Annotated in this window: 21 protein-coding genes and 1 pseudogene; 12 read left to right on the forward strand and 10 right to left on the reverse strand. The window is 68.5% G+C overall.

Translation table 11 applies throughout. From position 1 onward, the window contains the following. Positions 1–455: 455 nt before the first annotated feature. The 4 genes from AB0I23_RS38905 to thpR form a co-directional block, all read right to left on the reverse strand. Complete coding sequence (locus tag AB0I23_RS38905) at positions 456–866, reverse strand: RidA family protein (RefSeq protein ID WP_359117482.1); 411 nt, start codon at positions 864–866, stop codon at positions 456–458. Positions 867–1,398: 532 nt separating this feature from the next. Next, a complete protein-coding gene (locus AB0I23_RS38910) occupies positions 1,399–1,719 on the reverse strand; it encodes a hypothetical protein (protein ID WP_359117485.1) in 321 nt (106 codons plus the stop codon). A 353-nt stretch (positions 1,720–2,072) separates the two neighbouring features. After that, positions 2,073–2,630: a hypothetical protein gene (locus AB0I23_RS41890; RefSeq protein ID WP_436847066.1), complete on the reverse strand. Its 558-nt coding sequence runs from the start codon at positions 2,628–2,630 to the stop codon at positions 2,073–2,075. Between the two features lie 171 nt (positions 2,631–2,801). Continuing rightward, complete coding sequence (thpR, locus tag AB0I23_RS38920; RefSeq protein ID WP_359117487.1) at positions 2,802–3,398, reverse strand: RNA 2',3'-cyclic phosphodiesterase; 597 nt, start codon at positions 3,396–3,398, stop codon at positions 2,802–2,804. Positions 3,399–3,734: 336 nt separating this feature from the next. Between thpR and AB0I23_RS38925 the strand changes: the two genes are divergently transcribed. The 5 genes and pseudogenes from AB0I23_RS38925 (at position 3,735) to AB0I23_RS38945 (ending at position 7,875) form a co-directional block, all read left to right on the forward strand. After that, positions 3,735–4,412, forward strand: coding sequence for an ArsR/SmtB family transcription factor (locus tag AB0I23_RS38925; protein ID WP_359117490.1), 678 nt, complete (start codon positions 3,735–3,737; stop codon positions 4,410–4,412). Continuing rightward, positions 4,409–5,146 (forward strand): SRPBCC family protein, encoded by a 738-nt coding sequence (locus AB0I23_RS38930; protein ID WP_359117493.1) that lies wholly within the window; start codon positions 4,409–4,411, stop codon positions 5,144–5,146. The genes AB0I23_RS38925 and AB0I23_RS38930 overlap by 4 nt, the downstream gene beginning before the upstream one ends. A 194-nt stretch (positions 5,147–5,340) precedes the next feature. Continuing rightward, positions 5,341–5,913 carry a dihydrofolate reductase family protein gene (locus AB0I23_RS38935; protein WP_359117495.1) on the forward strand — a complete coding sequence of 191 codons (573 nt, stop codon included), beginning with the start codon at positions 5,341–5,343 and terminating at the stop codon, positions 5,911–5,913. Between the two features lie 15 nt (positions 5,914–5,928). Then, positions 5,929–6,828, forward strand: a pseudogene (locus AB0I23_RS38940) (dihydrodipicolinate synthase family protein); the annotation flags it as partial. Positions 6,829–6,831: 3 nt separating this feature from the next. Further along, positions 6,832–7,875 (forward strand): alpha-hydroxy acid oxidase, encoded by a 1,044-nt coding sequence (locus AB0I23_RS38945; protein ID WP_359117498.1) that lies wholly within the window; start codon positions 6,832–6,834, stop codon positions 7,873–7,875. 62 nt (positions 7,876–7,937) lie between these two features. On the opposite strand, the gene AB0I23_RS38950 is transcribed toward AB0I23_RS38945, so the two are convergent. After that, a complete protein-coding gene (locus tag AB0I23_RS38950) occupies positions 7,938–8,999 on the reverse strand; it encodes an MFS transporter (RefSeq protein WP_359117500.1) in 1,062 nt (353 codons plus the stop codon). A gap of 14 nt (positions 9,000–9,013) precedes the next feature. Continuing rightward, positions 9,014–9,520 carry a DUF6924 domain-containing protein gene (locus tag AB0I23_RS38955; RefSeq protein ID WP_359117503.1) on the reverse strand — a complete coding sequence of 169 codons (507 nt, stop codon included), beginning with the start codon at positions 9,518–9,520 and terminating at the stop codon, positions 9,014–9,016. 1,001 nt (positions 9,521–10,521) lie between these two features. Here AB0I23_RS38955 and AB0I23_RS38960 point away from each other — a divergent pair. Beyond that, positions 10,522–11,136, forward strand: coding sequence for a hypothetical protein (locus AB0I23_RS38960; RefSeq protein WP_359117504.1), 615 nt, complete (start codon positions 10,522–10,524; stop codon positions 11,134–11,136). Positions 11,137–11,501: 365 nt separating this feature from the next. On the opposite strand, the gene AB0I23_RS38965 is transcribed toward AB0I23_RS38960, so the two are convergent. Further along, positions 11,502–11,822 (reverse strand): hypothetical protein, encoded by a 321-nt coding sequence (locus tag AB0I23_RS38965; protein ID WP_359117507.1) that lies wholly within the window; start codon positions 11,820–11,822, stop codon positions 11,502–11,504. A gap of 763 nt (positions 11,823–12,585) precedes the next feature. On the opposite strand from AB0I23_RS38965, the gene AB0I23_RS38970 reads away from it, so the two are divergent. The 4 genes from AB0I23_RS38970 (at position 12,586) to AB0I23_RS38985 (ending at position 15,796) form a co-directional block, all read left to right on the forward strand. Further along, positions 12,586–12,786, forward strand: coding sequence for a hypothetical protein (locus AB0I23_RS38970; RefSeq protein ID WP_359117509.1), 201 nt, complete (start codon positions 12,586–12,588; stop codon positions 12,784–12,786). 246 nt (positions 12,787–13,032) lie between these two features. Continuing rightward, a complete protein-coding gene (locus AB0I23_RS38975; RefSeq protein WP_359117511.1) occupies positions 13,033–14,916 on the forward strand; it encodes a hypothetical protein in 1,884 nt (627 codons plus the stop codon). Further along, complete coding sequence (locus AB0I23_RS38980) at positions 14,913–15,119, forward strand: hypothetical protein (RefSeq protein ID WP_359117513.1); 207 nt, start codon at positions 14,913–14,915, stop codon at positions 15,117–15,119. The genes AB0I23_RS38975 and AB0I23_RS38980 overlap by 4 nt, the downstream gene beginning before the upstream one ends. Positions 15,120–15,208: 89 nt before the next feature. Further along, positions 15,209–15,796, forward strand: coding sequence for a transposase family protein (locus tag AB0I23_RS38985; protein WP_359117529.1), 588 nt, complete (start codon positions 15,209–15,211; stop codon positions 15,794–15,796). On the opposite strand, the gene AB0I23_RS38990 is transcribed toward AB0I23_RS38985, so the two are convergent. Both AB0I23_RS38990 and AB0I23_RS38995 read right to left on the reverse strand, forming a co-directional pair. Beyond that, positions 15,706–16,959 (reverse strand): RNA polymerase sigma factor, encoded by a 1,254-nt coding sequence (locus tag AB0I23_RS38990; RefSeq protein WP_359117516.1) that lies wholly within the window; start codon positions 16,957–16,959, stop codon positions 15,706–15,708. The two genes, AB0I23_RS38985 and AB0I23_RS38990, sit on opposite strands and share 91 nt — an antisense overlap. Then, a complete protein-coding gene (locus AB0I23_RS38995) occupies positions 16,956–17,318 on the reverse strand; it encodes a YciI family protein (RefSeq protein WP_359117518.1) in 363 nt (120 codons plus the stop codon). The genes AB0I23_RS38990 and AB0I23_RS38995 overlap by 4 nt, the downstream gene beginning before the upstream one ends. Positions 17,319–17,701: 383 nt before the next feature. Between AB0I23_RS38995 and AB0I23_RS39000 the strand changes: the two genes are divergently transcribed. Further along, a complete protein-coding gene (locus tag AB0I23_RS39000; protein ID WP_359117521.1) occupies positions 17,702–18,892 on the forward strand; it encodes a hypothetical protein in 1,191 nt (396 codons plus the stop codon). A 515-nt stretch (positions 18,893–19,407) separates the two neighbouring features. On the opposite strand, the gene AB0I23_RS39005 is transcribed toward AB0I23_RS39000, so the two are convergent. Then, on the reverse strand, positions 19,408–19,860 hold the full coding sequence (locus AB0I23_RS39005) for a MarR family winged helix-turn-helix transcriptional regulator (RefSeq protein ID WP_359117524.1): 453 nt from the start codon (positions 19,858–19,860) through the stop codon (positions 19,408–19,410). A 168-nt stretch (positions 19,861–20,028) separates the two neighbouring features. Between AB0I23_RS39005 and AB0I23_RS39010 the strand changes: the two genes are divergently transcribed. Then, on the forward strand, positions 20,029–21,486 hold the full coding sequence (locus AB0I23_RS39010; RefSeq protein WP_359117527.1) for an MFS transporter: 1,458 nt from the start codon (positions 20,029–20,031) through the stop codon (positions 21,484–21,486). The last annotated feature ends 419 nt before the right edge of the window (positions 21,487–21,905 follow it).

The raw sequence follows: 21,905 nt of genomic DNA on the forward strand, positions 1-21,905 counted from the left end.
GCGGGGAGGGGCTTCTTGGAGCACGCCTGGACCGAATGCGAGGATGCTCAACTGTGCTGTTGCGACTGCCGTACCTCGCCCTGTCGACCGCCTTCCGCTTCATACAAAATGCCGTCCTTGACGAACTCCAGACGCTGCTTGGCACCGTGCCGCCCAAGACCGTCATTCCCGCCCCCCAGGTGCCTTGCTGCCTGAACTTCCCTTTGCTCAGGTGGCCTTCGAGGGCAACGGGCAGGAGCATCGTCTTGTCCAGGGCGGTCAGAAGCCGCTTGGCACAGGGGAGTTCACCCTCGGACTCCGGTCCGAAGGCGGCGGTTATGAGCGCGCGGGTGCCCGCTCATCATCCAGACGCGGGATCAGGGGCCCGGATGGGATGCGTGCTCGGATCAGTAGCGCCGCATCGAGATGCCGTTGGTGAATGCTGCTGGCCGTGCCGCCACAGCGTATCGGTGGGCTCAAGAATCGAGCACGGCGGCGACGGCCTCGATCTCGACGAGTTGGTCCTTGTAGCCGAGCACGGTGACGCCCATCAAGGTGCTCGGGACGTCATGGTCAGCGAACGAGTCCCGGACGACCTCCCAGGCAGCCACCAGGTCCTCTCGCCGGGCCGACGCGACGAGAACCCTTGTACTGATGACGTCCTGGAGTGACGCACCTGAGGCAGTGAGAGCAGCCTGCATGTTCTCGACGGCTTTCGCTGCCTGGCCCGCGTAGTCCCCGATCGCTGCCGTAGAGCCGTCATCGTTCAGCGGACACGCCCCGGCGAGGAAAATCAGGCGTGACTCGGCGGGCGCCGTGGACGCGTAGGCATACTCGGCGACGTCGGACAGGGAGGCAGAGCGGATCAAAGTGATGGCACGAGCCATAGTTGTTGGGTCCCTTCCCATCGGGTGTCGAGCTCGGACATCCTGCCACCACCCCGTTGGTTCCCGCCCTCCCTTTTCTTCGCCGCCCCCAGGCGCAGCGCCGTCACTTCTGCTCGACAATCACGAGCCGAGTGATCACCACTGACTCCGGAGCCCGTCGACAAACGCTGTTCCCGGAGATCGACGAAGCCAACCGTGGCGAGGTCGTCGCTGGCGTCCTGCGCCAGCTGGAGGCCGTCGGCGTGGGTCAGGCACTCGATGCGCACCCCGGTAGCGAACCTGGTCTAGGAACGACGCGCGCCCGGCCGAACCTGGTCAAGGTCCGGTCGGGCGGTGTGCGCACCGGTGCGGTGCGGAACATCGAGTGCGGCGCACCGTGGTGCGCGCGAGGGTGCCGGGCATCGTCAGGTGGTGCGCACCAGAGTGGAGTCCACCGGGTGGCTCGCATCGGATGTTCGGCACCCGATGTCGTGCATCGCGCGCCGGATGCAGAACATCGTGCGGTGCACTGAGTGGACGATGCGCGACATTGTCACCACAGCCAGGCGGTAAAGTGCCGCACACGTGACAGGGTGCGGGCGTCACGACGCGCGGCCGCGTTGCCGATGCGGTTCTGCCGGGACCGGGGCCGGCGCGACTGTCCGGAGGCAAAGCGGCGGCGTCCGGCGTCCTGGAGTCGCCGTCGTTGCTTGCGCAGCTCCTGCTTCTTCTCCGCCTTCGACTTCGGTTTCCGGGGCCGCTTCCAGATGGGCTCCCAGGGCAAAGGCTCGTCGAGCACGGCGACCCACTCCTGGGCGGCTTCGCGTGCGCGGGCGAGGGCGTCCTCGAAGCTGGGTTGTTCCGGTGTGCTCACGCAACTCCTCCCGTGGTCCGGCGCGGCCTGGGCGCCGGGCTGCTGGGTGTGCGACGGCGGGGCCGCCGACGCGTTGGGGTGTGGTCGGGGGCCGTGGGCGACGGCGCGGTCCCCGATGCCGTCGTGGAGCTTGGCGGCCATCTTGGCGGCGGCTTCGAACGTCCGGCGGTTCTGCTCCACCGTGGCGACGTCGGTCGCCTACTCCTGGCTGCGGCCGGCCTTCCGGTCCGTGCGAGTCGGCCTCGGGCGAGACCTCGGGGCGGCGCGCACGGCGACGGCGTGCGGTCGGGAGCGCGATCCCAGACGGTCTGCACGGCGCACCGCGTGGACCCGGGCGGTCAGCGCACCGGCGGCTAGCTAGGCGGGCCCGGTGGGGCGGTCCGTTTGCGGGTCAGCGGGCGCAGCACGGCCTGGTCCTCGGTGTCGTGCGGGTACAGCGCGCGCAGGTCGGCGGTCATCATCCGGCGGCCGACGGGGCGGGTGTAGTCGTCAACTACGGTCTGCGCGATCTGTTCGTCCAGGCCGGGCTGGTGGGGTCGGCCGCGCAGGACGTAGGAGAGGTGGCGGCGGGCTTCGGCGAGCAGGTGCCGGCGCCGGAACGCGCCGCGCATCACGTACACCACGGCGACGGTGTCGACGGCGGCCAGGGCGACGTCGACCACCGGCCGCACCCGCGCCCACACCGCCGCGGCTGCCGCCCGCGCCCGCTCCGCCAGCCGGTAGACGGTGCCCGTGTCGAATGCCCGTATCGCCGAGGTCCGCCAGCCGTCGCGCAGTTCGGACAGTGACCGCGGCTCCTTGCGCTTGGGCGGGCGGGTCCGGTCGGCGGCCTGCTGGTCCAGCGCGTAGGCGGCCCGCTCGCCCGGCGGGTGCCCGTGCTTCTCTTCGTAGTCGGCCGCGAGGATGGACATCGCAACTGCTCTTCATGCTCGAAGGATCAACGACCGCTGAACACTCGGCCCCCTGGGACGCGGTGATGGAACGGTGGGCCCCAGCCCCCGCTCCGGACGACGCGCCGCACTCAACCATTTCATCGCCCGCCAGGTCGAATACTGCCTGTCGACTGGCCCTGGTTGGTTCGTTCAAGATCCAGTGCAGTTCCCGTTGCCGAGGGCCCAAGCCTCGATGTCGCGGTAGTGGATCGGTCCACGGCTACGGCCGACGTTGCTGCCGACCAGGTGCAGACGTTCGGCAGGCCATCGGCGGCCGGTAAACCCGGCGAACCCTTCGGCGATATCTTCTGCCGAGGATCGATCTCCCCGGCGTGCACGGGCCAACGTCAGATGTGGGCGCAGGGGCCAATCCTCGAAGGCGACACCGCAGCTCTTGACCGCGGTACGCACATCGGCGGCAAGCATGTGCAGCTCATCAAGGTCTCCGTCGATTCCGCTCCACAGCACCCGGTCGTCGAAGGTTCCGCTGCCGCGCAGTGCCAAACAGAGTGGTTGGTGGTCCGCTGCGAGGCCGGCGAGAGGCGGGCGCAGGAGCGGAACCGTCTCGGCCGGTAGCTCCCCGAGGAACGCCAGGGTGATGTGCCAGTCCTCGATGCGGTTCCACCGTATGTGAGGGTGTGTGTCATAGGCGGAGCGCAGCTCCCGGGCTAGTTCTTCTTTCGCGTGGTCGGGCGGGGCGAGGGCGATGAACACGCGAACGGTCGCGGGCTGAGTCTGTTCGTTCACATCGGACTTCGTACCGCATCCGGGTGGTTGACGCGACGGCCCAGGCAATGCGGGAGAGGCGCTCGCGGTCGCGATGCCGAGGAAGCCACTTCCGGCAGGCGGAGCAGAGCAATCCGTGGACTCTGGACGGCAACCTCTACATCGAGATCGACGATGAACAGACCGGATACCTCTTCTCCGACTGGGATCCCGACGACGTGGCAGTCCTCGAAGCGGCCGTCGGACACCACCCCACCGATCACCGTTCTACCGGGACATACGGCGTACCAGTAGTACGAACACACCGACAATGAAATTCGTCTTGACAAAATCTTTTGTCGGCCAGATCCTGGAACGGTGCTGGATGTCGCTGTGATCGAAGAACCCGCCGCGGCCGAGGCGTCTTTGGACCCGATACGGTCCCGAATCCTCGCCGCCCTGGCCGAGCCCGGCTCGGCCGCCATGCTGGCCGTCCGCCTGGGGCTGCCCCGACAGAAGGTCAACTACCACCTCAAGGAACTGGAACGGCACGGGCTGCTCGAGCTCGCCGAGGAACGCCGCAAGGGCAGCATCACCGAACGGGTGTACCGCGCCACCGCCGCCTCCTACGTGATCTCCCCCAGCGCCCTGGCCGCCGTCAGTCCGGATCCTTCCCGGTCTCCCGACCAGCTCTCCGCCCGCTGGTTGCTGGCGCTGGGGTCCCGGCTGGTGCAGGATGTCGGCACGCTGCTGACCGGCGCCGCCCGGGCCAAGCGGCGCATCGCCACCTTCGGCATCGACGCCGAGGTGCGGTTCGCCTCTGCGGCCGACCGGACGGCCTTCGCCGACGAACTGGCCCAGGCGGTGGCGACCCTTGTCGGCCGCTACCACGACGAGGCCGCCCCGAGAGGCCGGAATCACCGAGTGGTGATCGGGCTCCACCAAATCCCCGCACTGCGGCCCGGCGGCCCTGAGGGAAGCGAGGCCGGCCCGCAGCAGCAGTCCGGGGGGACACACAAAACCAAACCCGAAGCAGGACTGGAAAACGCACCATGACGCATCCGTTCGAGATCGAGCTGGAGACGACCCTCCCGGCGAGCCCGGAACAGGTCTGGGAGGCGATCGCGACAGGACCGGGGATCGACTCCTGGTTCATGGGCCGCAACGAGGTGGAGTCACGCGAGGGCGGCATCGCCGCCATGAGCACTGGAGGCCACCGGGAGGAGGCGGTGATCACCGCCTACGAGCCCGGCGAGCGCTTCGCCACCCGCACGTCCGCCGCCGAGGACGGCCGGTTCATGGCCTTCGAATACCTGATCGAGGGGCGGGACGGCGCCAGCAGCGTTCTCCGCGTCGTCCACAGCGGCCTGCTCGGCGACGACTGGCAGGACGAGTACGACGCCCTGCGCCGCGGCTGGCCCTTCCACCTCCACACGCTCCGCGAGTACCTGACGCACTTCCCCGGACGCACCGGCGTTCCCGTCTTCGCCGTGGCGCCAACGGACGGGCGGTCGGCGCAGGAGACCAGAGCAGCACTCACCCGTGGGCTGTCGCTGCCGGACTCAGCCGTCGTGGGCGCACGGGTGCACGCTGAGCCGGCCAGCCTGCCGCCGCTGGACGGCGAAGTGGTCTGGTCCGACGACGAGCGCATGGAGGTCCGCACCGCAGACGGGATCTACACCTTCCACCACGGCTCTGGCATGGCTTTGATGTTCCACCACTTGTTCGGGCCGGACACGGAGCAGGCCGAGGCTGCCTGGCAGCAGTGGCTGACCGGACTCCTCAGCTGACCTCCGCAGGCCGCTCCAGACGCCCTCCGCGCAGCCCGGGCCGCCCGTCCAACCGCGGGTCGGCACCAGATCCCGGCACCACCGGAAAACTGCCTTATGCGATGCCCTGAGATAAATCATCGTCAGGCCCCTCCCGCCTCGAACATGGTCGAAGCGGCAGCAAGCAACCGAATACCCAACATCAAGGAAATCTCATGCGTACCCTGATCAGCACTGCCTTCATCTCACTCGATGGCGTCGTGGAGGGCCCTGGCGGCGAACCGGGCTACCGCAACTCTGGATGGACCTTCAAGGACGTCGAGTTCGTCCCCGAGACGTTCGAAATCAAGGGGCGGGAGCAGAAGGAATCCACCGCGATCCTGATGGGCCGGGTCAGCTACGAGGCGTTCAGCCCAGTGTGGCCGGACATGGCCGAATTCGCCGACTACAAGACGATGCCGAAGTACATCGTCTCCACCACCCTCACCGAGGACGACCTTGTCTCGAACTGGGGCGAGACCACGATCCTGCGCTCGCTCGACGGGGTCGCCGCCCTGAAGAAGACCGAGGGAGGCCCGATCATCATCCACGGCAGCGCCTCCCTCAACCACGCCCTGTCTGACGCGGGCCTGATCGACCGTTACCACCTGCTCGTCTTCCCGCTGCTCCTCGGCGCGGGCAAGCGTCTGTTCAGCGCCACGGACAAGGACACCCAGAAGCTGAAGCTGGTGGAGTACGAGGCGTACTCCAACGGCCTGCAGAAGAACGTCTTCGACGTCGTCCGCTGACAAGGCTACTTCGCCGCGCTGCCCACCCCGTTCACCAGGCAGGGCGACCTCGACCTGGACGCGTTCACCGCGACCGTGCGGCTATTCGTCACGCAGGGAGCACACGGGCTGCTCGTCAACGGCAGCACCGGCGAATGGGCCGCGCAGTCCACCGAGGAACGCAAGCGCCTCGCCGAGACCGCCGTCTCCGCCGCGGCCGGTCAGGTCCCCGTGATCGTCGCGGTCACCCATCCGCAACCCGCCGCCGCCGTCGAACTCGCGCGGCACGCAGAGGCGGCGGGAGCCGACGCGATCATGGTGCCGCCACCGCCGGCGGTGCGGCCCACCCCTGCCGAGCTGCATGCCTACATCACCGAGGTCGCAGCCAGTACCGGCCTGCCGTGCTGGCTGTACAACTTCCCCCAGGAGAACGCCACTCACCTCACCGTCGCCCAGATCAGTGAGCTGGTCCGGCTCCCCAACATGGTGGCCGTCAAGCAGAGCATCGCGGACGACAGCGAGCTGCAGGCGACGATCGAGGCCGTCGGCGACACCACCCTCGTCTTCGGCAACCTGCTCTCCCGGCGCGGTCTCGCCGCGATCACCGACGGTCACGGGGACGGTCACTTCGGCTCCGGCATGCCCCTCGGCAGCCGCATGCCCCGCTTCTTCGACCTCGCGTGGAAGGGCGCCCTCGAAGAGGCCGGGCGGATCGCCGACGACTTCGCCGCGTTCATGGCCCGACTCAAGGGGCAGGACCACGACGGGTACAACTGGCGGTACGGCGGTATGCAGGCCTCACTGAAGGCAGTCATGAACCTCCAGGGCCAGCCCGGCGGTTACCCGCGCCGCCCCAAACTGCCCATCTCCGACCCGGACACACTCCAGGAAATCGCCCGCGCACTCACCGAGTTCGGCCTCACGGTCGTGGACTGACCGATGCCTCACCCCACTCACCCGCTGGACCGGACGCGCGATGCCGCACACCACCGCATGCCGCCCTCGGCCTGGGCCTACCTGATGGGCGCCGCCGTCGACGAACACACCGCGCGGTGGAACACCACCCGGTACGCCGAACTGCCGCTGCTGCCCAGAGTCTGCGTCGACGTGTCCGATGTCGACACCTCGTGCACCCTGCTCGGCACGCGGCTCAACCATCCGATCCTGCTCGCCCCGGTCGCGTTGCAGCGGCTGTTCCACGCCGACGGCGAGCACGCCACCCTGGCCGGCGCGGCAACCGGGGGAACCCTGCCGGTGATCAGCATGGAGTCGAGCGTGTCCCTGCGCGACCTCTCCGGGGCCGGCTCGCCGCCGTTCTGGTTCCATCTCTACGTCCAGCGCGACCGCGGCCTGACCCGCGAACTCATCGCCCGGGCCGAGGACGCCGGTGCCGAAGCGCTGGTCCTCACCCTGGACACCCCGGTGGCCGGCCACCGCTACCGGCAGCAGGCCGCCATGACACACCTGCCGGACGGCGTCCGGCGGGCGAATCTGCCCGACGACGCCGATCCACGGCTGGCTGGGGGCTGTCTCGACCCGTCGGTGACCTGGACGGACATCGAGCAACTGGCGTCGGCCACCCGGCTTCCCGTCGTGGGTAAGGGCGTCCTGCACCCGGACGACGCGCTGCGCGCCTGCGCGGCGGGCCTTGCCGCAGTGGTGGTGTCCAACCATGGCGGACGCAACCTGGACACCGCCGCGGCCACCGTCGACCAACTGCCGGCGGTGGCCGAAGCGGTCGCCGGCCGGATCCCCGTTCTGGTGGACGGCGGCATCCGACGCGGCACCGACGTCCTCAAAGCCATCGCCCTCGGCGCCACCTCGGTCCTCATCGGGCGGCCGTACATGTGGGGGCTCGCCACGGACGGCGCCGACGGAGTACGCGCGGTCGTCGACCTGCTCCGCGACGAACTCGCGACGGCCATGGCGCTGTGCGGCACACCCAGGCTGGAACTCATCGACGAGAGGGTGCTGGCACGCTGACGCCGCCGACATGACGCGGCCGGCCCCGGGATGCCCGGGGCCGGCCTTCGTGCGCAGCGGCTCTACTCAGCGAGCACGGTCGTGCGCGTCAGAGGCAGGCGCAGGGTCTCCCGGAAGAAGAACCACACCACGAGCCCGGACACGGCCGCCAGGCCCATCAGGTAAAAGCCCGGCGCGAGCGGTGTACCAGCGAGGGACACCAGGCCGGTCGCGGCGAACGGTGCCGTGCCGCCGAACAGGACGTACGCGGCGGTGTAGCCGATGGCGGAACCGCTCGCCCGCAGCTGGCTGGGGAACATCTCGACCATCGCCGGCACGTTGGACGTGCCGATCACCGAGACCAGCACGGCGAGGACCACCGTGCCGGCGATCGCCCCCGCGAGACCGGTGCCGATCAGCCAGAATGCGGGCAGTGTGGCCACCGCGAAGCCTCCGCACGCCACGAGCAGCATCGGCTTGCGGCCGAAGCGGTCGCTGGCCGCGGCCATCAGCGGACACGCAGCGCTGTACGCGAGCATGGCCACCACGCTCGTGAGCATGGCTTCCGACTTGGTGTACCCGATCTCCTCGGACATGTAGGCGATCATGTAGCTGCTCATCAGGTAGTACCCGACGGCATTGGTGATGCTGTAGCCGAACAGCGTCAGAACCTGTCGGCGGCACGTACGCCACGCCTCGCGCAGCGGCGCCTCCTGGACCGCCTCGCGCTTCTCCATCGCCCGGAAGACCGGGGTGTCCTGGATACGGCTGCGCAGGTAGAGGCCGATGAGTCCGAGCGGCCCGGCCAGCAGGAACGGTATGCGCCAGCCCCAGCTGTTCAGCGCCGGGTCGTCCAGCGTGGAGGTGATCAGGAGGCCCGTCGCGGCTCCGGCGACGGAGGCGATCCCGACCGTGATCGGCACGACGCTCGCGTAGCGCGCACGGCGGCCCTCGGGCGCGTACTCCATGATGAACGCCGACGCCCCGGTGTACTCGCCGCCGGTGGAGAAGCCCTGGAGCGCCCGCAGCAGGAACAGCAGCACCGGTGCGAGGATGCCGAGCCCGGCGTATGTGGGCAGCAGACCGATGAGCAGCGTCGAGCCGCTCCGGTGGCCGGGGACACTCTGCGCATCAGTCAACGCCACGCCAGGACCAACGATCAGGGAGAAGCGGCGGTCGCCCAGAAGGGCCTGAGGACACCTTCGGGATCGGCGGACGCCTCCTCAGCGAACTCCTCGAAATCCATGTTCGCGATCGACAGATTCGCGTGGACGTCGTGGACGGCGGCCGGAGCAGTACGGAACCCACGGGGCTGCGGGGAGTCAATGAGTTCCTGGTAGTACATCGGGTCGAGAGCCTCCTCATCGGCCCAGACATCGCAGGCCAGAAGCGCGCAGTCAGCGGACTGCATGGTCACACGGTCGGCGACGAACACCACGCTCAGGTTCTCGTCCCGTCTCACGGCGCTGAGAACCTCATAGGGCGTGGCGTCGGCCCAGGCCGGATCGTCGACGAGGTGGACGCGGGCCATGAACTCGCCATTCTCACCCCATGGCTGCGTCAGACCCGTCGCCACCGCCTGCCATGCGGCTTCGTCGTTGTAGTCGGTCCTGATGACCAGGGCAGCAAATTCATCATGTCCGACAATCTCAGGCAAAACCCGCATGTGCCCCTCCCCAGACCACGATTAGGGGACCGACTGTCTCACGAAGCACTGACACGGCCTTCGCTCGGGAACTCTGCCATTCGCAGCGCCGCTACAGCAGACTGATCCGTGAACGACAGCACCGGCAGCGTCAACACCGTCCGCAGCACCCTCGCCCGCCTCGTCGCTCCTCCCGCGCCCACCGCGTGAACCTCGCAACCGGCCGGATCCGCGCACTGCGGCCTGGCCTGGTGAGTCACAAATTCGACCGAGCACTCCCAGCAGATGTCCAGGACCTCTCCGGGATGTCCGTCGCGCCCGGCATCGTGGCGGGCTGATAGTCAGCTGGTGGCGGGCGAACGCTGACAAAGCTCCCTGTACCGATGGCAGACGCCCGCCGACGCACCGCCGCCTCGCGTCGGGGCAGCCGAAGCTCGGGGGTGATCCCTGGGCGCCTTGCCGGATGGATATCGGATGCGCAAAAGGCCCGCACACCATTGGTGTGCGGGCAAACGAAAGAGAGGGGCAGTGGCCACAATGTGGCGAGTGCCCCTTCAAGTCCGAGCAGAGGCTGTCAAGAGTGCCGCCACACCGCTGCTCAGAACAGGGTTCGACCACATCATCCGCGCTACCTGCGCCGAGGCTCGACCTGGCAAATCTTCAGCGGCAGGCGGAGGCAATACCTGCCGCACTCTGGAGGTTCTTGGCCCCGGTTCCCCGGGCCCTGTCTCCCGAGCCGGGTGGGCCGCACCGCGGTTCAGCAGTGACAGCGCCCGTCAGCCTCGTCGTTGCATGCCCCGCATCTGCTGGCTCCTCACTCTGAAGGAAAGAGTGAGACTTCACTCGACTGACACATCAGGGCTCTACTCGTGCGTACTATCTCTAGACACTGCTGCACATTACGGCAGTTGTGTCCTGCGGGTGCCCAGTCAGCGCAGACGGGTCACCTGCCTCCACCCGCTCGCGGACCGGGTTCGTACTTTTTCACAGCCCTACCCGCGAGCTGCAGAAAGGCCCATGCCATGTCTGAAATTCAGGCCCCCGCCACAGGACTGACGTCGCAGTACATCGCCCAGGTGACGGGCGACCTTGAGCGCAACGTCAAGGAGCAGGAACGTATCAGTGCGGAAATCGAGGCATTGCAGGAGCAGTTGGGTGCCCTGCAGCACGACCACTCCGTGCTGGTGAGCATGCAGGAGGCACTCGGCGGCGCGAGCCCCTCCGGCAAGGCAGACACCACGGCCGCGCCGACCGTACCGCGCCAGGCCACCGCCGAACCCCAGCAGAGCAAGCCGAAGAAGGCGACCGCCACGAGTGCACAGGCGACGGCATCCAAGAAGAGCGCCGCCAAGGCCTCGTCCCCGAAGACAGACACAAAGCCGACCCTCGTCAACCTGATCCGCGATCACCTGGAGCAGCAGAACGAGCTGCGGTCCGCCACCGAAATCTCCGCCGCACTCACGCAGGCCCACCCTGACCGCGGTGTCAAGACCACCGTTGTGCGTACCACCCTCGAAGGGCTGGTCGCCAAGAGCCAGGCTCAGCGCACCAAGCAGGGCTCGTCCGTCTTCTACACCGCGACGGCCGCCTCGGAGCCTGCTGCAGCCGACTCCCAGCAGGAAGCAGTGGCCGGCTGACCTCCCACCGCACTGCCACCAGGCCGTGGTCCGATGGCGCCCCGGCCGGAAACAGGGGCCCAGCCGGCGTGCGGCAGTCCGGGAGTGGGCATCCCCACGCCGTCGCCCGCGCCCTCCGACCCCGCACCGAGATCCTTGGGGTCCAACTGGACCAGGTTCCAACAAAAGTGTCTCGGCTCAGCAGCTGAGCCGAAGCTCAGGAGTTGTCACCAGCGGGCTCGGATGAGCTGGCGAATGGGATCGGTCGAAGCAGTCTGGTTGTCACAGGTGAGGCATCCGATTTGTCACACACGCTCATTCAGCAGTCCTTCTGTCACCAGAAGCGAAGATTGAGAGCCTGCGACCCTTGCGCACCTCGCACCGTCTCACCTGGCCAGGAACTTCACCGACCCGAAGTGATCGACGCCGCTCTGACCCGGTTCGAAAAAGGTCGCGACCGCACCGTCCTGGCAGTTCGTACCCCGGTACAGAACGGCAAGGCGGTCGGTGTGGTTGGTCGGCCGGTTTGCTTCAGCCTGCGTGTTGTAGCAGCGACCGTCCTCGGGATCGGTCAGCTCGAATCCCTGCCACCACCCGTCCACGTAGTAGACGAAAGATCCTCGCGCCGCCTGGGCGGGCGTCGCGGACACGGTGCACAGGGCCGCGGCGGCAACGGCCGCAGCCAGCGCCTTTCGGAGGTTCTTCATGAAATCGCTCCCTCAGGGACGTCTTGCGGGCGGCCAGTGTGTCCGCCCGGATACGCCCGCGGGGCGACCGTCACCCGAATGGCCGTGGAGGAAACGATCCCGCCTCACTCACCGGAGCTACCCCTCGCCCCGTAAACCCCGTCCTTGTGATCGCCTAGCGCTTTACCTCTCACGCCGACCGGCGGGTGCGTCAATTTATCGGCTGATCTTGGTTGTTGAAGTGTTCAGTGGGCGGCCGGGGCGAGCCGGACTTCGCAGGTGATCTGGAAGGCATTCAGCGGCGCCTTCCAGCGCATGGTAAGTAGACAGCGGCATGTGTCCCTGCACGCGACGCCTTGATCGCTGGGTGCGCCTTCGTCGTCTGGGACGACCTGGTTCCTGCCGACCGGCTTGCTCACACCTACCGGAGGTGGCTCCGCCATACCCGGAGGCGCGGCCAGCCGACATTGGCCCTCGCCGTGACCGTTGACCAGCTCTTGGAGGCGGGAGGAGAGTTCCTCCACATCGGTCAGATCGTCGCGAGGGATTCGTCATGGACGTTCATGATCTTCCTCAACGCCGCTGCCTCTCAAGTGCTGGCCTGTACCGGCGCTGCCAGAAGCCCGGCTCCGGCAGAGCCGGGCTCCAACCGAGGTGACAACAAGGGTGCACGGATGTGGTTCTCGGCACCTACAACGCTCCCACTGACTTGAAGCCGACAGATCGCACCCGGGAGCGGCAGCGCTGAAATGGCTCACTCACCCGCACCGAGAAAGGCACCTACATGACCGACGCGACCAGCACCCCCGAGTGCCGTCAGCACGGCCCCATGACGCAGCGCACCGGCGACCAGTCCCCCGCACAGCGCAGCACCGGCACCTGGTACGCCTGCACCGAACTGACATGTTGGAGCGCCGTCCTGTTTCCGTCGGCCGAACTGGTCGCCGACCTCGAAGCGCAGGGGCGTACGGCGAAGGCCCCCTGACCATCCCCCACACCCGTGGTGCACAAGGGCATGGCCGCGGACCTCGCCGTCCTCGACCGGTACCTGTTCGCCCCGGACACGGGGCTGGCACCTGTTCGGTGCTCACTCCGGTCGCGGGAGAGGCGGTCCACACGGAGTGAACCCGGCCGACGGCGTCCGGGACCGTTCCGGTCGCCATCGGGGAGCCCGGTCCTGCTGGTGAGGGCCGGTGGGAACAGGTGCGATGGCCTACCGCATAATCCTCGGGTGTCCGAGAGCCCGGTTCCGATACCGTCGGGGTCCGTCCCCGCAGAGATTCCCAACTGGCAGTCCGTCGACGCCGCGGCGTGGCGGAAGGCCGGCCTGGCGCCGTGGACGAGGCCGTTGTGGTCCGTCCTGGCACTGCTCGTCCCCCTGGTCGTGGCGATCGGCGCGGATCCGGAACCGGTGTGCAGCGATGCGGTTCCGTGCGGTCCGGACTGGGTCGGCATGGTGCAGGCGGGCCTGGCCGTGGGTCTGCTGTACTGGCTCGCCCAGCTTCCCGAACTCACCCTCGTCACCGCGCCGGTCCTGGCGGTCCTCGTGGCGTGGGAGCAGTTCCCCGCCCCCGGAGAGGTGTCCCGAGCCGCGAACATGGCGGTGATCGCGGTCCTCGCGCTCGGCTGGGCCGCTGCCTGGGCGCGGTCGGCCGCCCGGCGTGAGCAGCGGCGACTCGTGGAGCGGGCCGCCGCCGGGATACGGCACCGGTTGCCCGAGCCCGTCGGCCCGCTGTGGCGGGGGACGATCCCCCTCGCAGCCGGTGCCATGCTGTGCGTCGTGGCCGCCGGCGCGATCTGCCTGGGCCTGAGCGGTGTGCGCGAGGACGAGCGCCATGCCGCTGGGGCGGAGCGCATCGCGGCCGAGGTGATCAGCCGGAACGACGTGCCGGTCCGTGTCCGCACCGACGACGCGCGGCGCATCACCGTCGACGCGGCGTTCCCCGAGGACTACGCCGTCGGGACCACGGTGACGGTGCTGGAGGACGGACGGTGGCGGCGCCTGGCCGCCGAGCCGTACGACGCTTTCGGCTGGCAACTGCTGGCGCTGGCCGCCGGGCTGCCGGGCATCTCGCTGCTCACGACGGGCGTCCTGGCACGCCGCCGCAGTGCGGCGCTGCGCTGGGGACCGGTGCCGGCTCTGCGGGTGCTGGAGCGCGTCGATCTCAACGGACGGACCTGGGTCTACGCCGCCGCCGACGCCTCTGGCAGCACCCCCCTCTTCAGCTGTCTCCTCGTGCAGGTGCTGCCCGACGAGGACCAGCCCGATGAGGGGGAGTACGACGAGGGGGAGTACGACGAGGAGGACTGGGAGGGCGAGGACGCCCCGGTCTTCGACACGCGGCTGCACGAGGCGGTCATGTTCGGCGCTCCGTGCGAAGGCGGCGAGCTGGTCTTCCTCACGGCCGACGGTGATGGGAACCCGGTGGTGACGCGCACCAGGGGGCCGGTCCGGTTGCCCAGGAGGGGTCCTGGCCCCCTGGCGCACGTCTCGAACCTCGACGCGATCGAGGAACCCGCCGGCGCCAAGCCGCTGCCGAACGACCGTGTGGCAGAGGTGGCCGCGACCCTGACACCCACCGGCCGGCCGGTGCGCTGGGGACCTGGCAAGGCGGCCAGGGCCGGCGGGCTGGCCTTCACGGTGTGCGCAGTGGTGGGGACCGAGTTCGTCACCGACACGCTGCTGGCGGACGGGTTCGGCTGGCACGTCCTCGGCTTCTTCGGACTGTTCATGCTGCTCAACCTGGCAGCCACCCTGCTCAACTGGCGGGTCACCGCGGACAGCGCGGGGCTGTGGCTGACCGGAGCCTGGAAGGTGCGGCATGTGCCGTGGGAACGGCTGCGGGGGGCCGCCTACACCCGTGAGGGCACGGTCGAGATCCGAGTGCGCGACCAGGACACCTGGGAGCTGCCCGGCATCGGCTGGCCCTGGGCGGAACGCCGACTGGGACTGCGCCCGCCGTACAACCGGATGACCGACGAGATCAACGCGCTGCACACCCGTCCGGAGCTGCGCCCCATCGAGCAGAGTCCACCGCGCAACCACGGCCTGCCACTGGGTCCCGTCCTCGCTGTGCTGTTGGCTCTGACCGTACTGCTGTCGTTCCTCGGGTGAGTGCCGCCCGGGCACGGCGGCACGGTGCGCCCGGGCAGGGGGAGGCCGACCGCTGCGCGGGCCGCGCCGACACGGCCGAGCACTACGAGCAGCCCAGAAAAAACCCGGGGGTGACGCTGCGCCGCCTGGAGCGCCTGCAGGCCGACCGGCGCGGCGTCGAGCGCCAGCAGGCCCGGACGGTCGACGACGCGGGGGGCGGGTGAGATCACCCTATGAGCTGATCGGTGACCTGTTTCCGCACCTCAGCGAGTTGCTGGTGGAGCGCGTGTTCTTCGAGTGCGGAGCGATTCGCATGGTGGCGAGAACCCGGGAGGCCGAGGTGCCATGCCCTGGGTGTGCGGTGGTTTCCAACCGGGTGCACAGCACGTACGGAAGAAGCCTTGCTGACACTCCGGTTGGGGATCGGCCGGTACGGATCGAGCTGACGGTGCGACGGCTGCACTGGGAGAACGTTCGTTGTTCGCGGCGTACTTTCGCCGAACAGGTCGACGGCCTGACCGTTCGCTATAGCCGCCGCACGCCTGCCGCTCGGCGGGTTTTGGAGGCTGTCGCCGTCGCGCTCGCGGGCCGGGCTGGGAGCCGTCTCGCCGCTGCCCTGCATACACGGGTGAGCCGGTCGACACTGTTACGGGCGGTTACAGTCCTGCCCGATCCTGCCTGGACCGTTCCGAGGGTGCTGGGCGTCGATGACTTCGCCACCCGTCGTGGACAGCACTTCGGCACCGTGCTCATCGACTGCGAGACCGGCCAGCCTCTGGCACGGGAAGGGGGGTCGATCTACGGGCGCGATCAGCTCTGTGCGGAGGTGAGGCGCATGGCACGGGCGGTGAGATGGCGTCGTTCCGGTGCGCTGGTGGTGCGTCGAGCGGCGTCGAAGTAGGCGTCCGCCGCGGCGTGGTGCTCGCCTAGCAGCTCGAGGAGGTGGGCGCGGGTGGCGAGGAGCCGGTGATGGCGTGTCATCCGCCGGTCGGACTCCAGGACGACGAGCAGCTCCAACCCGGCGGCGGGGCCCTGCACCATGGCGACGGCGACCGCGCGGTTGAGGGTGACCATCGGGTTCGGCGTGACCTGTTCCAAAAGTCCGTACAGCGCGAGGATCTGCGGCCAGTCCGTGGCGTCGACATGCTCGGCCTCGTCATGGACGGCGGCAATCGCGGCCTGCAGCTGATACGGGCCGACCCGGCCCTGGGGCAGGGTCCGGCTGATCAGGTCGACTCCCTCGGCGATGAGCCGACGGTTCCACTTGCCGCGGTCCTGCTCGGCCAGCGGCACCAGGTCGCCGCCGGGCCCGGTGCGGGCGGGGCGGCGCGCTTCGGTGAGCAGCATCAGCGCCACCAGCCCGGCCGCTTCGCCGTCGTCGGGCAGCAGGCGGTGCAGCAACTGGGTGAGCCGGAGTGCCTCGGCCGACAGGGCCGGCGCGGTCAGGTCGGCGCCGTCCGTGGTGGTGTACCCCTCGTTGAAGATCAAGTACAGCACTTGCAGCACCGCCCCAAGACGTTCGACGTGGTCGGCCGGCTCCGGCATGCGGAGCTGCATACCGGAGGCCTTGATGGTCTGTTTGGCCCGGCTGATGCGCTGGGCCATGGTCGCCTCGGGGACCAGGAAGGCCGTCGCGATCTGGGCGGTCGTCAGCCCGCCGACCGCGCGCAGCGTCAGCGCGATCCGGCTGGGCTCGGACAGCGCGGGGTGGCAGCAGAGGAACAGCAGCGCGAGGGAGTCGTCCCGATCCGTGCCCGATGCGGCATCCGCGGCATGGCTGAGCAGCTCCGCCTGAGGGGTGGCCAGGGCGATCCGGTCCTCGCGACGCCGCCGGGCATGCTCGCTTCGCACCTGGTCGACCAGCCTGCGGGAGGCGACGGTGACCAGCCAGCCCCGCGGGTTGTCTGGCAGGCCCTCGGCCGGCCATTGGAGGGCGGCGGCGAGCAGCGCCTCCTGCACCGCGTCCTCACACGCGTCGAAGACGCCATACCGGTGCACCAGTGCGCCGAGGACCTGCGGCGCCAACTCGCGCAGCAGGTCCTCGGCGCGGTGATCCACGTTCACACGTCCGCCGCGGCATCGTGCAGGACGGGCCACAGCTCGACCGGTTCCACGTCGGCGAAGGGCATGTCCGCCGCGATCTGCTGTGCCCGCTCCAGGCTCTCGCAGTCGAGCAGGTAGAAGCTGGCGAGGTACTCCTTGGTCTCCAGGTAGGGGCCGTCGGTCACCGTCGCGGCCCCGTCCTTGCGGCGCACAAGCTGGGCGAGGGCCGCGTCCGCCAGACCGTAGGCACCGACGAGCTCCCCGGTCCCCTGGTACTTCTTGTTGAACGCGTCCTGCTTGGCGATCGCCTCCGGCCATGCCTCGGCCGGGAAGGAGTCCCACTTGGCCTGGTTGCCATAGATCATCGCGACGTACTTCATCTCGGGTGTTCTCCCAGTTCTGCGTGCCCCGTTGGCGCGCTGTCACCCCTCAGTCGGAGCAGGAAGCAGGCCCTCGACATCCGGCGGCAAACTTTCTTCGACTTTTCTTCCGCGCCGCCAACGGAAGGCCTCGACACTCCCGTGCAGCTACGGAAGATCAACGTACGGCCCTCGGCCCCCACGGGACGCACTGACCCGGGCATGCCCCGCACCGAGTGGACAACCGGCACCTCACACAGGCCCTGTCGCTACGTCAACCCCCGAAGGACTTCCGGAGCCGACCACGTAGCCGGGGCGAAGGTGGCCTGAAACTAGGTCTTGAGGATTCAGGACAATGCCGAATGCGGCTGGAACGGGGCATTCACCCCTTACGGTGTCTCGGCATGGATACAACACGAAGAACGATCCTGCGGGGGATGGTGGCGGCTCCCGTCCTCGCGACGGCAGGTGGGTTACTGGTGCCGGAGTCGGCGCTGGCCGCTCAGGCGGAGCCTCCGCTGACCTTGGCCTACGACCCTGACGAGACGAGCGCCCATGTGCGGGGAATCCGCTGGCTCACGCAGAACTTCGGCAGGTTCGACGCGGCACGGATTTCACTGGCGGGTGCCTGGGGCGTCACCAAGGTGGATCCGGCCCGGGTCCCCTCATGGCCAGCCGCGTCGCCCAAGCCCGCCTTCGCCTTCGGGTGGTCCCCGAATGACCCTGACGCGTCTCGCCCGGGCAGCGACTGGTATCCCCAAGGCGTCACGACCTACTACGACGCGATGGGCCGCATACGCAAGCGAATGATGGTGTCCTGGCACGACACCGGCGCTCGTGTCGCCATCATCGATCGCAGCGGCAGAGATCCGCGATATCACTACGCGGAGCTGGTGAGGGCGGTCAAGACCGTGAGTGGGTACGCCGCTGAGCCGATCAGCGGTCTACACGCCGGAGGCCTTGCGTGGTATCGGAACCGGCTGTACGTCACGGACAGCCAAGCGGGTGCACTCTTGGTGTTCAACACCGACGAGATGTTCAAGCACCCTGATGCCAACAAGGTCAAGGTCACCCCGTACGCAATGCCCTTGAGCCGTACGTACCAAGCGGACGAAGCCTCGCGTGAGAAGTTGACGTTCTCACAGGTCTCGGTCGACCGCACCTCGCTTCAGGGGCCGTTCCGTCGGACCAGCCTCATCGTGAGTTCGTTTGCGCGGGACGACAAGCCCCAGCACGTGGGCCGGTGGAGCTTCGCCTACAACAGTGGGTCGTTGCTCTTGTCCACCGGCACGACGGCTCGGTCCTCTGCGGTTTACCAGATCAACCGAGGGAGAGGACTGCCCAGCGGCCGCGGGATCCAGGGAGCAGTCGCCATCCGCAATAGCCTGTACATCTCCGTCAGCAACGGATCGGGCGAGGGACTTTTCAGCACCGCAGCGCTCAATCGCGACGGTGTCGGGACAGCCGAGCTTAAGTGGCGCGTACCGCAGGGACCTGAAGACCTGAGCTACGAGGACCGCCCCGGAAGGGGCGGATGGATGTGGGGCCTCGGCGAGTACGTGGGAAACCGCCACGTCTACGCGATGCCCGTGTGAGGCCAGAAAATATTCGCTGATTGATCTCGTGGCCAGTGGAGGAGCACTTCCGGGACAGAGGGCAATGAGGTGGGCGCGACCCGCAGCGACGGTGTCGGCGGACTTCGCCCTCAACCACGCCCACCAGCATGCCGACCGAGGGCCAGAAAGGGGTGTCACCTGTGACGGACTGGAACGGCCGGCGCTCCCCGCTCGCGACGCTGGCGAAGCAGGCCGCCGTGGCGTGACGCCGACAGGCCCGGTTCGTTGAACGGGGCTGCGGAGCAAGGGACAAGCCTCCGGGGCCAGTCGGGCCCCGGAGGCTTCGTCGTGGCGCGTAGCGCTGAGTAACCGTCTGAAAACACTTGCGGTCTTCTGATCTTCGCTCCAGTTCCGTATCGCCACGCTGCGGTGATCCAACTGGTTGGGCGAGGGAGCACTGGACTGGTGCGGCAGGACTGGGATCCGGAAGACCTGATTGAGGTCTGGACGCTGCTCGAAGACGACATGAGTGGCCCGTGCTCACGACCGCGGGTTCACGGCCGTGGCCAGGGGCGTCCGGCGAGACGTTCGATGTCGGTGTTGAACCGTTTGAGGCAGGCGGCGAAGCCCGCGATGTCCTCGTCCGACCAGTCGGCCATGACCAGGTCCAGGATGTCGACGGTACGTTCGCGTTCCTCGTCGAGCAGGCTCGCGCCCTTGTCCGTGATGCGGAACTTGCGGGCCATCCCGCCGTCGGGGTCGGGGATGCGGTCCACCAGACCGGAGCGCATCGCTGCGCCGGTCTGCCGGTTGAGAGTGGACGCGTCGAGCCCGAAGGCCGTGCTCAGTTCGCCGATGGACATGGGCCCTTGGACGCGAATGCGGCTCAGCAGAATGTAAGCGCTGCGCTCCAGCCCGCCTTCGCGCCGCACGTTCCTGTGGTGGACGAGTCCATGGCGGCTGAGCAACATCTGCTCGTACTCGACATCGCTCGTGGGCCTGACCATATGCCTGCTGCCTTCCCTTTCCTGCCGGTCCGACGCGCTGCCCTGTCCTTCGCGACGGCCTTCTCCTGCATCCTCTCATGAATATATGCGCCATGCACAAAATGTGATCGATACATGAGGCGTGTACGATGCATATCGTTCTCTCGTCATGCAACCAAGGAGTCCTCTATGGATGCCTCCCAGGCATCAAGCCGCTCAGGAGGTGTGGTCGCCACACTGGCCTTCGCGGGCATCACGGCAGCGATCATGCAGACCCTGGTCACGCCGCTCATCGCGGAGCTGCCTCAGATCCTCCACACCACCTCGTCGAACGCCGCCTGGGTCATCACCGTCACCCTGCTCGTGGCGGCCGTCTTCGTGCCGGTCTCCGGACGCCTGGGCGACCTGCTGGGCAAGCGCCGGATGCTGATCGCGTGCTCGGTGCCGCTGATCGTGGGGTCGGTGGTGTGCGCGCTGTCCTCCTCGGTCATCCCCATGATCATCGGGCGTGGTCTGCAGGGCATGGGCATGGGCATGCTGCCGCTCGGCATCGCCCTTCTGCGTGACGTGGTCCCCGCGGAGAAGCTCAGCTCCTCCATCGCTCTGGTCAGCGCTTCCATGGGCATCGGCGGCGGCCTCGGCCTGCCGATCGCCTCAGCGGTCGCCCAGTACACGAACTGGCGCGTGCTGTTCTGGGGCTCCGCGGTCCTGGCCGTAGCGGTTGCGGCTCTCATCTGGTTCCTGATCCCGGACGTACCGGCCGGCGCCAAGGGTCAGCGCTTCGACCTGCCGGGAGCGCTCGGCCTCGGCGCCGGCCTGGTCTCCCTGCTGCTCTCGGTCTCCAAGGGCGCCGACTGGGGCTGGGGCTCGGCGACCACGCTCGGCCTGTTCGCCGCTGCCGTCGTGCTTCTGGTCGGGTGGGGGATGTGGGAGCTGCGGACCCGCGACCCGCTGGTCGACCTGCGCACCACCGCCCGCCCCCGGGTGCTGCTCACCAACCTCGCCTCGATCTTCGTCGGCACCGCCATGTACGCCAGCATGCTGGTCGTGCCGCAGCTGCTGCAGTTCCCCGAGGCCACTGGTTACGGTCTGGGCCAGTCGATGCTCGCCGCCGGCCTCTGGATGGCTCCCGGCGGGCTCATGATGATGATCGTCTCCCCGCTCGGCGGGAAGCTCACCGATGCCCGAGGCCCGAAGTTCACGCTGATCTCCGGGGTCCTGGTCATCGCGGCCGGTTACGGTCTGTCGCTGGCACTGATGGGCTCGGCCTGGGGTCTCATGCTGGTCAGCATCGTGACCAGCAGCGGCGTGGGTCTCGCCTACGGTGCGATGCCCGCCCTGATCATGGGTTCGGTCCCGCTCTCCGAGACCGCCGCCGCCAACGGCTTCAACACTCTGATGCGCTCGCTCGGCACCTCGGTCGGCGCGGCCGTGATCGGAGTGGTCCTCGCCCAGATGACCACCACAACGGGCGGCTACACCTTCGCCTCCGAGGACGGCTTCCGTACTGCTCTGATGATCGGCGGCGGCGTCGCCCTCCTCGGCGCGGTGATCGCGGCCGCCATTCCGGCAGTCCGCGTGGTGGAAGGCCCCGGCGACGAGACCGCCCCTATCACCGAATCCGATCAGACCGCGGTCAAGGCCTGACGGCTTCAGTAGCGCCGGACGAGCCCGGCCGCTGTTCGACCGGCCGGCCCGGTCCTGTATCCGGCATCTCGCCGCGGATCCTGCAGAGGCGCGGCGGCACCGTCCTGAGCGCCGAGCAGGAGGGGCTGGTCCTGGAACGCCCCGGCGAGGAGCTGACAATCCCCGCCGGGGCGATCGCCCGCGTCCACGCCGAGGCGCGGAGCGTCACGGTCGAGCTGAGGGCCCCTGCCGGTCCACGCCGTCCGTCCACCGGATCGCGGATGTGAGCGAGGCCGCAGGCGCACGCTGTGCCTCCCGCTCCTGCCCGTCCCGGCCTGCCCGGACGAACCGTTCCTGGGCAGTGAGTAGGAGTGAGTCCTGGCTCACCGGCACGCCCCGAACGGTCTTGGGCGCACTGGTCCTCCGCTTTCGCGTCCCGG

The sequence above is a fragment of the Streptomyces atratus genome (assembly GCF_040655115.1).
GTDB lineage: Bacteria > Actinomycetota > Actinomycetes > Streptomycetales > Streptomycetaceae > Streptomyces > Streptomyces atratus_D.